A 14,116-nucleotide genomic window follows, 5' to 3' on the forward strand; every position below is an offset into this window, starting at 1 on the left:
TTTATATGGTGATGTGCGCAAAGCGCAAAGCCATCTGATTTTTAAGTGAGTGCAAAAATAGAGATTCGTGGGGAAAGTAAAAAAATAAAATTCGCTACGGTCTAAAAATTAATACTGAAGAGGCGGTTTTGAATGAAAACGAGCAAAAATCACGAATCAATCAGGTCGGAAACCTGGGCTCCGGTACAAACGATCAGATCTTTTGGATTGATTTTTATCTGCATTCCGCGTTTCCCGGCACTCACAAAAATGTATTCGAAATTCAAGCAGGTTTCGTGAATAAAGATCGGGTACGGTTTTTTCATTCCCATTGGCGAACATGCACCACGAATGTATCCGGTGAGCCCCAGCAGTTCTTTCATCAGCACCATTTCCACGCTTTTATTCCCCGATATTTTTGCCGCCTTTTTCAAATTTAGTTCATCAGCTCCGGGAATTACAGCTACAAAAACTCCAGTGTTCTTTCCTCGTAGTACCAGCGTTTTAAAAACCTGCTCAACATTCTGCCCCAACGATTCGGCAACATGTGTGGCACTTAAATCGGCCTCATCAACGTGGTATTCAACCAGCTCGTATGCTATCTTTTTGCTGTCGAGTAAACGGGCAGCATTTGTTTTTTTCATGTTTACTAAATTCTTCAGTTTACTTTGGCTATTTTACTTTTCTACTCGAAATTCAGCATGGCCTGCCAACATAGAATTACTGATAATATCAACCTTCATTTCCTGATCGTCCAGCGACAGAACCTTCCATTGCATGTGACGGTACGGCACTGGGCTGATCAATTCCGGCAAGGTGATTAATTGATTATCATTAATAAGAGAAGTAAAATAAATTGTATTACCTTCAATAAAGTAGGGCCACTTGTTTTGAACAATCTCCTTAGGAGTTCTAACTTCATCGATAAGTTCATATCGGGGACCTGAAATAGTCACCGAATCGACATCAAAAGAATAGAAAAATTCATCTATCCCTAAATCAATATTTCGATAATCGCGATAGGCTTCGAAAACAAAACTGTACTCCTGCAACAAACTCATATTTACTGTTTCGTCTTTATCGCAAGAACTTACAAGCAATGCAATTACAATTATAAGGATGGTATTTTTCATTTGATGGTTGAATTTTACTTCTCTTCTGAGATTGTACTTTGATGCAGACAAAATTATAAATTCCAAAATATAGGGCAACAAAAGTACCATTTGAATACAGCAATAATTATCGAATATCAATTCATATCCACATGTTTGCCAAGCGTTAAAGAATCTGAAATATTTTTTCAGAAAAAAATATTAATTAGCTTTACGTACTGTTGATATAAATAGATGTACATGAATAACATATACGGAAAAGAATGGCACTGGCGTAACGTGAAAATGGAAACACGGGACGCTGCTTATTTTTTCTGTTATAAACTGAAAAGGGATTTGTCGTATTCGTAGGGCAAGTCCCTTTTTGTGTTTTGAATTGATAGCAAAATAGGAAAAGATTCCTCGCTTTGCTCGGAATGACACTTTGTATTGTGTTTTGGGAGTTTTGCAGGCTGTATTCCGCCTGCAAAACTCCCCGCTCCTAAATAAGCTTGTCATTCCAAACGTAGTGAGGAATCTCTTAACTGCATACATAAACCAATAAAATAACAAATCATGACTAGACAAAAGAAGATTTTGCTTGATGAATCGGAGATGCCCAAACAATGGTACAACCTGGCTCCCGATCTCCCATCGCCGTTGAACCCACCACTTGGCCCGGATGGAAATCCAGTGGGTCCTGAAATGCTGGCCCCGGTTTTCCCGATGAACCTGATCGAGCAGGAAGTTAGCCAGGAGCGCTGGATCGATATTCCTGAAGGAATTCGTGAAATTCTGGTACAATGGCGGCCAAGTCCCTTAATTCGTGCTTACGAACTGGAAGAAGCGCTGGGAACTCCGGCAAAGATCTATTACAAAAACGAAGGTGTATCGCCGGCCGGTAGTCATAAACCCAATACGGCTGTGGCGCAAGCATGGTACAACAAAGAGTTTGGTATTAAAAAACTAACCACTGAAACCGGTGCCGGACAGTGGGGTTCTGCCCTATCGTATGCCTGTGCTCAAATTGGCGGTATCGAGTGTAAAGTTTTTATGGTTCGTGTAAGTTTCGATCAGAAGCCTTTCCGCAAGATGATGATGGAAACCTGGGGCGGAAAATGTATTGCCAGCCCGAGCACAGAAACACAAGCCGGCCGCGATATTTTAGCACAGTTTCCTGATACCCCGGGAAGTTTAGGAATTGCCATTTCAGAAGCTGTTGAAGCTGCTGTTGCCGATCCAACAGGCGGCACTCGTTACTCATTGGGATCGGTGTTGAACCACGTAATGTTGCACCAAACTATCATTGGTTTGGAAGCCAAAAAACAGCTGGCAAAAGTGGGTATTAAAAACCCTGATGTGGTTATTGGCTGCTGTGGCGGCGGAAGTAACTTCGCTGGTCTTTCGTTCCCGTTTATGTACGATAAAATTCATGGTGCTGACATCCAGATTATCGGAGCCGAACCATTCAGCTGCCCAACTTTAACTAAAGCTCCGTTTATTTACGATAACGGCGATGTGGCACAAATGACACCGCTTTTGGCGATGAACAGCCTGGGACACAACTTTGTTCCGGCACCAATCCACGCCGGTGGTTTGCGTTATCACGGAATGGCTCCGCTGGTAAGTGCTGCGTTAAGAGATGGGTTAATGGAAGCGGTGGCTGTTCACCAAAGCGAATGTTTCGAGGCCGGTTTATTATTCGCCAAAACTGAAGGTATTATTCCTGCACCGGAAACAACCCACGCCATTGCTGCTACCATCCGCGAAGCTAAAAAAGCCAAGGAAGAAGGAAAAGAAAAAACCATTCTGTTCAACTTTAGTGGACATGGTTTGATGGACCTTGTTGGGTACAATAAATACTTAGGTGGTGAATTGCACGATTACGAATACCCGGAATCGGAAATTGCAGCTAACCTAAAAAAATTGGAAGGATACCCTTTGCCGAAATAGGAATATTGGAAGATTAGAATATTAGAATAGCGCACTGCAGTTTTGTAGTGCGCTTTTTTTTCTTTTTTTTAGAAGAAAGCGTAAATCAATTCTTCATTATCCGATTTTAAAACGTCGCGAATATCCTCGTAAAAATGTTGTTTCCCCACTAGCAATGCTGATAACTCAGTGGTGTAAGGTTCAACAAAATAGTTGCCTTGAAGATTTGCATTCTCAATATGACCTTTTTTTACTTCGAGATAGATTTCCAGTGTCCGGCCATCTATTTCCGCCTTATTGGTAAACGTGTATTTTGGTGAGTAGCCCCAACGCCAGTCCCAGGTTGTAAATTTTTCGTCAACCAGCTTTTTTATGGCTTCCTCATCATGTGCAGAAATCGTATAACTCTCAGCACCATCTTTTTTCAATTGCAAGTCAATAAGGAAATCGATAAATGCCTCAATATCCATTTCGTTTTTCAGGAACGGAGAAATATTGGCCACCTTGCTTCGGTTCGACTGCACCGCTTTACTTGTGTATTTCCCGGGGATAACTTTTATACTATTTCCCAGGTTTTCCAGATCGGAGTTAAATAACAAAGTACCATGATGCAACACCCGGTTTTTAAAAACATGCTCTGCATTGCCTGAAATTTTCAAGCCTTCAATCAGCAAATCATTTCTGCCCGATGTTGTGGCTTCAATATCCAGCTGAGCCAGCGCTTCAACCACCGGTTCGGTAAACTGTTTAAACGAAATCTCTGCCGGACTTTTTACATTTTTAATAAAGGCAAAATTTACATTTCCCGCATCGTGATAAACAGTGCCGCCACCCGAAATACGACGCGCTACAGTAATATTATTCTCACGTACGTAGCGGTAATTTACTTCGCCCAGCGCGTTTTGGTGTTTACCAACCACAACGGTTTTATCGCTTTGCCAAAGCATAAAAATATCGTCGTCGAAATTTTTTAGCAGGTACTCTTCAGTAGCCAGGCAGTAAAAAGGATTGTTGTTTTTAAGTACGATACAAAGCATAATCAAATTTTTACATTTTGCGAGTTACAAAATGTAAGTTACAAAATGTAACATTTGAGCATAAAAAAACCACCCGTCAATCGACGGATGGTATATAGTTAGCATATTGCTAATTCACGGGTTTAACTTAACACTCTGTTTCCGGTAAATATTAAAATGACAAAAACCGCCTCTGCTCTCAGAGGCGGATTCAATCTTAAGTTACCACAACCTTCAGTTCGAAGATTGCAGCTTTATTTTAATATTGTCTTTGTTAGCTTCTACATTTACAACTTCCGATTTTTTCTCGTACGAAATGTAAGTTGTAACAATTTTATATTCTCCCGGCTTAACACCTGCAAACGAGAAATTTCCATCAAAATCGGTGTAAGCTTTCATGTCGGTTCCTTCCAACTTTACTTCAACACCTACAAGCGACTCCCCTGATAATTCGTCGGCAATAGAACCTGAAATCATCATTGTTGCCTGGCTTTCGGTATCAGTACTTTTCGATTTGTTATCGTCTTCTTTTGCATTTACCGCTAAAACTGAAATAACCAGTAATGCTGCTATTAGTACCTTTTTCATAATATTCATTTTTTGTTTTGTCGATCTTGTAGTACAAAAATACAGGATGACAATTACGGAGTAGTTACACTTCTATTACAGTTTAATTAAATCCGTTTTTATTTTGTGCAGCCAAACAATTAGTATTTTCGCTCACTAATCAGGTTTCCCTGCTCATCGTATTTCTTCCAGACTCCGGTTTTTTCGCCATTGTCATATTCCAGTTCATACAACAAATGTCCGTAGTCGTTCCAAATCACCCATTTAGCATGTTTTTTCCCGTTTTTGTAACGTGCAACCGACACCTTAATTCCGTGCTCGTTATACATCACCCATTTGCCATGCATCTGGTTGTGTTTGTACGAACGTATTTCGTTAACATGCCCGTTTTTAAAGTAAATGGTTGCTTTTCCGTGTTTCTCGCCATTCTTTATTTTCACCTCGCTTTGCAGCGTATTATCGTCGTAATAGCCTTGGTAAGTTCCGGTGTACTTTTTGGAATTTTTGTAATAAATTCCATCAATTTCTTCAATTTTTTGCGCTTTCGATGCAGTGGTTATCAAAGCCAAAAATCCAACTAAAACCAATAATTTCTTCATCTGTTTAAAATTGTTAATCTGTTATGGTAACAGATGTAACTCTCGATGAATTTTAGTCATTCTCGTTTGTGTAATTTAGAATGCTAAAATTCATGGTCGTTTCATTCTAATTTATGTGAACTCAAAAAGAGGAAAGCCCCGGACTAAATCCGGAGCTTTTAAAATCGGTTTTTAGACCGACTTTAATAAACACTGCATTTTAAATGCTTTATATAACCTCTTTTGATTGTAGTTTAAATACATTAACAAGATCTTATAATTCAGCGCTGATCCATGTCCATCCTGAGATGTCGATAGGATCAGAATCTTTTCCTGAAGTTAAGGTGTAAGTTTTGGCGTCTGCATCAATTACAGTACCAACCGCATCAGAACCATCAATCTGTACATCCGATAATGCGCCTTCACCTTTCAGGTCAAGATCAACATCGTATCCAGTCAGGTGCAAGCTTGTAATTGTAGCTCCTGATTCTTTTTTGAGCTGTAGTCCTGTTCCGCCAACAGTTGAAATAGCAGTTACGTTAGTAAATATCGGATTGTTATTTACTTTATCACCTTCGAAAACTGTTGAGAAACCTGCGATAGTGTGAGAGATGTATGTGTTGGTAATTCCGCCACTCCAACCTTCAGTCCAGTCGATAGCATCATCTTCACAGTTTTCTACGTAAATATTTGTAACTGTTGCAGTACCGCCAAAGAATTCGATTCCATCATCAGAACCATCAAAAATTGCAAGGTTTTCGAAAGTTGTTCCCGATCCAACAGAGTACAATGAAACACCGTTGTATTGTGATTCTTCGTTGATTTGAGCACCGGTTCCGCGAATTACCAGGTTGGTAACAGATCCTGAATTGTCAGTATCGTCGGTTCCTCCATAGATAAATCCGCCAACTTCTGCTTCAGCATTTACACCGGCTGTAGTTGTTGCTTTTCCACAGATAGTTAAACCACCCCAGTCGCCCGGTTGGCTAAGGTCAGAAGCAATTACAACCGGATTGTCATTTTCTCCGTTAATAAAGATTTGACCTCCCATCAATACTGCAATGTAAACATCTGTACCACCGTTGTCAGCGTGAATTTTTGTTCCTGCAGGAATCGTCAGCGAAGCACCATCCTGAATGATGTACGAACCGGTTAAACGGTAAGTTTTACTTGCATCCAGGGTAACATCTGATTCAACGTTTCCATTCAACTCTACAACCTCTGCCAATTCTGCATCAATCCATGTCCATTCAGTAGGATCAACAGTTGCAGGAGCATTGTAAGATTTTGTCGGATCAGCAATTTCGCCATCAATGATTACATTCTCCAGCGGACCATCGTCTTTCATATCGATAGTTTTTGTGTAACCACTTAACGACAAACCGGTGATCGTCATTCCAGACTCTTTTTTGAACTGCAAAGCAGTACCGCCGGTAGTTGAAACAGCTGTAAGGTTGTTGATTTTTGGATTGTTATTGTCTTTATCGCCTTCGATTACAGTTGAAAAACCTTCGATACTGTGCTCAACGTAAGCGTTGTTTACTGTTCCGCTCCAACCTTCTGTCCAGTCGATCGCGTCGTCTTCGTTGTTTTGCAGGAACATGTTTGTTACTGAAACAGTTCCACCGAAGAATTCGATACCATCATCAGAACCATTGATTACAGCAATGTTATTCATTGTTGTTCCTGAACCGAGTGCATAACAAGAAACACCATTATATTGTGATTCTTCATTGATTTGGGCACCGGTTCCTTTTATTACCAGGTAAGTAACTGTTCCTGAATTATCCGAATCATCGTCGCCACCGTAGATAAAACCACCTACTTCAGCTTCTGAATTTGCTCCGGCAGTAGTTGTTGCTTTACCACAAATGGTTAAACCACCCCAGTCGCCAGGATTTGCATTAGGTGAAGACATTATAACAGGGCTGCTTGCAGTACCGTTGATTTCGATTTTACCACCCATTAATACAGCAAGGTAAACATCGGTACCACCTGCTTCGGCAACAATGTTAGTTCCGGCTGGAATAGTAAGTGTTGCACCATCGGCCACAATAAAAGAACCACTCAGATTGTACGACACACTTGCACTAAGTGTGTAGTCCTCTTCAAGCGTTCCATCCATAATACCATTGTTAAGATTTTCGATTACCTCGTCAACTACCGGATCAGGGTTAATCGGATCATCGTCGTCACAGCTCACAAATACTGCTGTTGCTAAAAAAGCAAGACCTAAAAATTTGATTGTTAATTTTTTCATTTTAAAATCGTTTAAATTATACGTTCCACTAATTTTTTAATTCATATGATTCATATAGCTTGTTTTTAAAGGCATCATATGTAATTCGCTAACCTCATTCATCATGCAATTGGCTTGAATTAATTATCTCGCTCATTTCAGATTTATTTTGAGACTTAAACTTAGGTTGATACCTTTTTTGTAAGAGTTAACCACGTCGGTGAAGGCCTCGCCCGACAAGGGCTTTATCTCCTGAGTTTGCTCTATTTCAGGATTTAACAGGTTCTTGGCTGAAAATTTTAGTGAGAATGTTTGATTAATAACCTTGCTCACTACCAGGTCAACTGTTGTAAATCCCTTTTCTATAATTTCGTTGTTGAACAGGGTGGCGCTGTTTACGAAGTCTTCAGGTGCACCCAGTGCCAGAATTTTATCTGATGAATAATTACCGGTTAAAGTGGCCTGAAACTCATTATCAGTATTGGTTGAATAACTTAAAGCACCGTTAAAAATAAATCCGGCTGCTCCCTGTAATTCGGTTTCGGTTTTACTGTTGTATTGGAAAATATCGTACAAATCCTGATTGTGCCACATTTTAGTAGCGTTCAGTGTCATGTTCAAATCCGGTGTTCCGGTAGTTTCTGCTTTAATGATATCGAAGCGAGCTTCAGCTTCCACTCCGTAAACGTCGGCACGTTCGCCCGTGTTGGCAAAGTAAAAGTTACCCGACGATCCGCGCGTTTGGGCCATGTTGATCGGATCGTTGATCATTTTGTAAAAACCGGTAACCGAGAATAACTCGCCACGATCAGGGAAAAATTCCCATTTCAGGTCGAAGTTATAATTGTCGGACTTTATCAGGTCGGGATTACCTTTTGTTACACGGCCGGTTGGGGAAACATATTCAAAGGGCGCTAATTCCTTAAACTCAGGAAGTGTAATTGTTTTACTGGCTACTAAACGCAGCGAGTGTTTGTCGTTAGCCTGGTATTTCAAAACCAACGCAGGCAAAATATTATCGTACGATTCTTTAAGGCTGCCAACTCTGCCTACATAGTTGGTTACATTCCAGTTCACCTCCAAATCATCGCGCTCGTAACGTACTCCAACATTACCGCTGAATTTATCCTTTCCGAAATCAACGTTCAGAAATCCGGCGTATACATTCAATGTTGCATCGTAATAATCAGGATCTACTTCGCGAATTCTCAAGTCTCCGCTATCATACAAGTCAAGATTCAGGAATGCCTCATCCATGTTGTCGATTGACTGTACTGTTACGTTTTTAGCGCGAACGCCGTAAGGCAGCGAATAGAAATCACGTCCTTTCATCCGGAAGTTTCCACCAAAATTCAGTTTCAGTGTTTTATCATCTTCATCAATAAAAGTGATGTTGTCTTTCAGGTAACCATTCAGTTCGTCGTCGCTAATGGTTTGCATCGACTTCTTTTGCTGGAAGTCGCCTACATAAGCAAAACCAACTGTATTTTCATCCAGCATATTTACTTCGTTGTGAATACGGTTCGGCTCGTCGGCGTCAACCATGTTGTAACCAGCTGCCCACTCCAGGCGGTTGATATCGGTAATTTCGTGTGTTCCGAGTAACTGGTTAATTATAATCTGCGTTTCTTTCAGGTTCTGGTCGCGGGTAAAGGCAGCCTCTTGTTGCGGCAACTGGTCGTAGGCGTAACCTTCTCCATTTCTACCTTGTTCGTACAACTCATCAACCGTTTTGAAAATTACCATGCTGTTGAAATTCAACGAATGCTTTGTATTAATATCGTAAGCCAGGTTTAGCAAACCGGTGGTGTTGAATTCGGTTTGAAATGTTTCGGCATCGGTAAACGAGTTATCCAATACATTCGAGCGGTATTTGCGGTAAGTACCGGTGCGGTATTCAAAATCGTTTGAGTGAGAAAGTGTAGCAAATACCGAGAAATCGTTATCAAACAACTCGAACTTTTTACCTCCCATTAACGATAGGCCGCGGTTTAACGGAAATTTCTGATCCTCGGTGTTCCAGCTTTGGTATTTTAAAGCGTCGCCAGTTGCATGAGTTCGGCTGTAACCACCAAATAAATTTACATCGTTGATATTTTGAGTGGCTTTAAAATCGCCGAATGTTCCATCTTTAATAATATTGGTTGATGTTCCGGTCGAAACTTCCAATTCAATATCTTCAGAATAGGTTTTCGACCCGATATTTACAGCTCCCGACGACTGGTCGCCGTAAGTGTCAACCGAAAAGGTTTTGTTGATTCCCACATTGCCGATAATATCTGTTGAGAACAGGTTCAGATTGATGTTTTTCTTTTCCACATCATCCGACGGAATTGGCAATCCGTTCATCGTTGTAGTTAAATAGCGGTCGCCCAAACCACGGATGTAAATATCGCCGCTACCTTCGTTTTTGGTTACACCGGTAATTTTTGATGTAGCCGTAGCCGCATCAGAAACTCCGAGGCTCGACATCCGTTTCGATCCGATACTCTCTTTAATACCCGAGGCATTTTTCTGATCGATAAGCAACATGGCTTCCGATTCGCGCTTGGCTTTTGCGACCACCTGAACTCCTTCAATTTCGAGTGTTGCCGGCAATAACGCTACATTTAATTCAACGTTATTGTCTGGTTTTACTTCAACCTGAAATTCCTGTGTATCGTACGAAATAAAAGAAACAGCGATAGTATGACTACCAACTGCTACATTTGGTATTACGTAATTTCCATCGAAATCGGTAATTGTTCCTTGTGTTGTTCCTTTGATTAAGACAGTGGTCCCGATCAGGGCCTCTTTTGTTTTGGCGTCGGTTACAGTTCCTTTAATTGTTCCTGTTTGAGCTGTAACTACCATTACCTGAATTAGCAATAGAATGCTAATAAAAAAACGTTTCATATATTTTAAAAGTTGCAGTGTTTATTTATAAACTCATAGAATTTATACAGGCAAAGCAACCCGATATATGTTACAGGCGAATTAAAGACTATTTAAACTTATATTACATTGTTTTAACGGTTTTGTAATTATCGGGGGAAAGGTGAAATGTTATTGCAATAAGTGATTTCGAATCTTAATCATCGGTATTCTCTTGCATTTTGAGAACAAAGCATACATGATTTTGGGCTTCAACACTGGAATGGAAGTGGATAATCTGTTGCTTAATTACCCTCTCTCCCTTGATGGTCCCATTTCATTTTCGTCCGGGAGTACGAACGATTTCTATCCAACTTTCTTCGCCGGACGAGATCTTTATCATTCTTCTACCCGGCGCTTCCTGACTGGCGTCAGTCACACCGGGTTAATGTCTGTCGTCCCGTTGGGGCTCTTAATAAAAAGCCATGAAAGTGTGTTCCGGAATAGCCCGGGGTTTCAATAAAAAAGGCCTCCGGAACTACCGAAAGCCTTCAATTTATCAATTTTGGCGTTTATATATTCTCTCGAATTTACTGTTTTGCCAGCGAGAACAGGAACTCAATACCTCCTTCGGGTTTATTGCGGGCCGAGATATTTCCTTTATGCAGCTGGATCGCATTTCTAACAATCGACAGTCCCAGTCCTGTTCCGCCCAATTCGCGGGTACGTCCTGAATCAATACGGTAGAAACGTTCAAAAATACGGTTAAGATGTTCCTCCGGAATTCCTCTACCGGTATCCGAATAACTGAAATAATGGAATTTGGTATCTTCCAGGTAATTCCGAATTTCAATTTTCACATTCTCTCCGGCATAATTGATGGAGTTTTCCAAAAGGTTCTGGAATACCGATGAGAGCAGCGAATCGTTTCCGTTTACCACCACATCTTTGTCAATATCCAGTTTACACTTCATGTTTTTGGCAGCCATTCTGCTCTCGAGGTTCTCCACCACATCCGAAACAATGTTTTTGATATAAACCGGTTTAATCTCGAACAATTCGCCGGCATCCTCAATATTATTCAACAACGAGATATCGTTTAACAGCAGATGTAATCTTTCGGCCTGTTTACTGGCTCTTTCGATAAAGTATTGCTGTTTCTCCTTGTCGATATTCGGATTCGACATCAGCGTTTCAATGTATCCTTTTATTGAAGCCAGCGGTGTTTTTAATTCGTGTGCAATGTTCGAAGTTAACTGCTGTTTTAGCAGGCGACGTTTTTCGGGCCGGGTAATATCGGTAATCAGAATCTCGAAACTTTTATCGGCAAACACAATACACATCAGTTTAAAATAACTGTCGTCTTTGTGAATCGTAAACTCGATTTGTGGCAACTCGTTACTTTGGAACTCAGTGTCTTTGTGCAGATTTTTTTCCAAAAATTTGTTGATCTTTTCAAACTCCGGAATGGTAAAAAAGTTTTCTGCCGAAATGGTCATTGTATCAGAAATGATACTTACAAACTGAATGAAGTTACTGTTCACCAGCATCTTCTTCTTTTGCGGCGTAAAAAATCCTATGCCTTCATTCAGAATGTTCATGTGATTGGCCAGGCGGTCTTTTTCCAGCGCAATTGAATTGTTGGCCTCGTGCAGGTTATTGTAGATTTTTACAATCTGCGAACCAATTTCACCCAACTCGTTATCAGGAAACTTGCCTTCTTCTTCGTTGATTGGCTCATTTTTACCGGCTTTTATCGCAAAATCCTTCAGTTTGGTAATTGATATGGAAAGACGTTTTGTAAGCTCATTAATCACCAACCAGATTACCAGGAAAATGGCGATGATAAAAAAGATGAATAAACGCTCGGCTTTCAGGAAGTTCTCCACGTTTACGTCGTACACCATGGCAGCCCGCACAAAATAGTCGTCGTAACTTCGGGCATAGTAATAAAAGTCGGTTCCGGTGGTTGCCGAGTGACGAATATTGGCTCCCTCGCCACCGAACAATGCTTTTTGCACTTCGGGACGCTCGAAATGGTTCTCCATTTTTTTGTATTCGTACACAAAACTGTCGTACAAAACAATCCCTCTCCTGTCGATAATGGTCAGGCGAATGTTGTCTTGCGGAATGAGAACTTTTAAAGTATCTGCACTGCTAAAGTTTTGCGTTTCCATTAAGTTGTAATGTTCGATGTAGTTGTGGGCTACCTCGGTAACATTGCGCAATGTATTTTCGAGCTGCGACGTTTTGTAGTTTTTCTCTCGCTGCAACTGAAACAACAATATTGCTACTGTAAACAGTAAAAATACTGCAATAAAGTAGTAAAAGATTTTCCGTCTGAATGTCTGCTGAATCGGCACCTTGTATTGTTTTAATTATTTTTATTCTGAACTGTTTACTATCGGATCTATGGCTGCTTAAACGCATAACCATAACCTGATTTTCCTTTTATATATTGACCGTATTTGCCAATCTTTTTCCGGAGTCGTGCAATGTTTACATCCACGTTTCGCTCGGTAACAATAACATCGTCGTTCCAAACCCGGTCGAGTATTTCATCTCTGCCAATGTATTGCCCCTGGTGTTTTAGCAAGAGTGTAATTATTTCAAATTCCTTACGGGTAAGACTAACGGGCTCGTCATCAATCTGCACGGTTTTACTGTTAGCATCCACCTCAAGGCTTTCCACCTTATAAACCTTGCTTTGTTTTATGTTTTGGTGTCCACGTTTCAGCACGGCTTTAATACGTGCCACCATTTCTTTAATCGAAAATGGTTTTGAGATGTAATCGTCGCCACCCACGTTAAACCCCGTTAGGATATCGTTTTCGGCGGTTTTGGCGGTCATAAAAATAATGGGCAGAGTAAGCTGCATTTCCCTTCTTATCTTATCGGCCATTTTGTACCCCGACATTTCTCCCATCATCACATCAAGCAAAATCAGGTCGAATTCCTCCAGCGGCAGTTTTAGTGCCTGCTCGGCCGAGTGTGCCACTGATGTTTCGAAACCTTCGCTTGACAAGTTGAACTCTAAAATTTCACATAAATCTTTTTCGTCGTCAACTACTAATATTTTCGGATTTGATCCCATGATAATTAATTTTCACTCTAACATTCAGGATACTAAAAATACATTATCCTTCATAAAAACAAGCTTACTTCAGGTCTTTATGTCGTATATCCTTGCCTTCGATGGAATAAATAGCCGCCTCTGCGATGTTTGTGGCCTGATCAGCAATACGTTCGATGGTGCTAACCATACTGTTCATATTAATGAAACTCATCAGTAGTTCTTTATCTTCGTTTGAGGACACACTTTTTTTAATGGCCTTTTTCAACATTTTTTTATTGAGCTCATCAACAACAGCATCGTTTTTTATCGTCCAGATGGCATAATCCTTATCATCGTTGGTAAATGCCAGCAACGATTTGTTAACCATATTGGAACTTTGAATAAGCATGTTTGAAACCACTTCAGAAAGTTTGGTGTACACTTCGGGGGTTTTAATGCTTTCAACAAAATTCAGTACATTAATTACCATATCACCTACCCGCTCAAGACTCATAATAATACGATAACAAGCCATAATTTTCCGGATATCGGAAGCCACCGGCTGGTATAAAGTGATGGTATTAATGATCTTGTCGCTGATTTTAACTTCCATCTTATCCAGCGTATTCTCGTTGTCGTACAACTCTTTGCTTTTTTCCTTCGGAAATTTTGTTTCGCCGGTTGAAATGAGCGTTTCCAACAAATCAAGCTGGTGAAGCACCAGGTTGGCAAACTCTTCAAAATCGCTCATTATCGCTTTTATGGCATCATCCTTCTTTAAAGTCATAACTGTAGAATTTTAATGA

The 14,116-nt window shown here is 40.5% G+C and carries 11 protein-coding genes; 1 reads left to right on the top strand and 10 read right to left on the bottom strand.

All coding sequences use genetic code 11. The features are described 5' to 3' along the window. Positions 1-149: 149 nt before the first annotated feature. Together ybaK and G4420_RS04540 are read right to left on the bottom strand one after the other, a co-directional pair. On the bottom strand, positions 150-623 hold the full coding sequence (ybaK, locus tag G4420_RS04535) for a Cys-tRNA(Pro) deacylase (protein WP_163322369.1): 474 nt from the start codon (positions 621-623) through the stop codon (positions 150-152). A gap of 33 nt (positions 624-656) precedes the next feature. Then, the gene (locus G4420_RS04540) at positions 657-1,112 is read right to left on the bottom strand and encodes a hypothetical protein (RefSeq protein ID WP_163322370.1); all 456 of its coding nucleotides are present in this window, start codon (positions 1,110-1,112) and stop codon (positions 657-659) included. 534 nt (positions 1,113-1,646) lie between these two features. Between G4420_RS04540 and G4420_RS04545 the strand changes: the two genes are divergently transcribed. Beyond that, positions 1,647-3,023: a TrpB-like pyridoxal phosphate-dependent enzyme gene (locus G4420_RS04545; RefSeq protein ID WP_163322371.1), complete on the top strand. Its 1,377-nt coding sequence runs from the start codon at positions 1,647-1,649 to the stop codon at positions 3,021-3,023. 68 nt (positions 3,024-3,091) lie between these two features. On the opposite strand, the gene G4420_RS04550 is transcribed toward G4420_RS04545, so the two are convergent. The 8 genes from G4420_RS04550 to G4420_RS04585 form a co-directional block, all read right to left on the bottom strand. After that, positions 3,092-4,039, bottom strand: a complete 948-nt coding sequence (locus G4420_RS04550; RefSeq protein ID WP_163322372.1) for a lipoate--protein ligase — start codon at positions 4,037-4,039, stop codon at positions 3,092-3,094. Between the two features lie 213 nt (positions 4,040-4,252). After that, positions 4,253-4,606, bottom strand: a complete 354-nt coding sequence (locus G4420_RS04555; RefSeq protein ID WP_163322373.1) for a carboxypeptidase-like regulatory domain-containing protein — start codon at positions 4,604-4,606, stop codon at positions 4,253-4,255. A gap of 119 nt (positions 4,607-4,725) precedes the next feature. After that, the gene (locus G4420_RS04560; protein WP_163322374.1) at positions 4,726-5,184 is read right to left on the bottom strand and encodes a toxin-antitoxin system YwqK family antitoxin; all 459 of its coding nucleotides are present in this window, start codon (positions 5,182-5,184) and stop codon (positions 4,726-4,728) included. Between the two features lie 253 nt (positions 5,185-5,437). Then, positions 5,438-7,423: a hypothetical protein gene (locus G4420_RS04565; protein WP_163322375.1), complete on the bottom strand. Its 1,986-nt coding sequence runs from the start codon at positions 7,421-7,423 to the stop codon at positions 5,438-5,440. A gap of 132 nt (positions 7,424-7,555) precedes the next feature. Further along, positions 7,556-10,297 carry a TonB-dependent receptor gene (locus G4420_RS04570; RefSeq protein ID WP_163322376.1) on the bottom strand — a complete coding sequence of 914 codons (2,742 nt, stop codon included), beginning with the start codon at positions 10,295-10,297 and terminating at the stop codon, positions 7,556-7,558. Positions 10,298-10,845: 548 nt separating this feature from the next. Then, positions 10,846-12,618: a sensor histidine kinase gene (locus G4420_RS04575; RefSeq protein ID WP_163322377.1), complete on the bottom strand. Its 1,773-nt coding sequence runs from the start codon at positions 12,616-12,618 to the stop codon at positions 10,846-10,848. A 47-nt stretch (positions 12,619-12,665) separates the two neighbouring features. Continuing rightward, positions 12,666-13,349, bottom strand: coding sequence for a response regulator transcription factor (locus G4420_RS04580; RefSeq protein WP_163322378.1), 684 nt, complete (start codon positions 13,347-13,349; stop codon positions 12,666-12,668). A 64-nt stretch (positions 13,350-13,413) separates the two neighbouring features. Continuing rightward, complete coding sequence (locus tag G4420_RS04585) at positions 13,414-14,097, bottom strand: phosphate signaling complex PhoU family protein (RefSeq protein ID WP_045031467.1); 684 nt, start codon at positions 14,095-14,097, stop codon at positions 13,414-13,416. Positions 14,098-14,116 lie beyond the last annotated feature (19 nt).

This window comes from Draconibacterium mangrovi (assembly GCF_010586825.1).
GTDB lineage: Bacteria > Bacteroidota > Bacteroidia > Bacteroidales > Prolixibacteraceae > Draconibacterium > Draconibacterium mangrovi.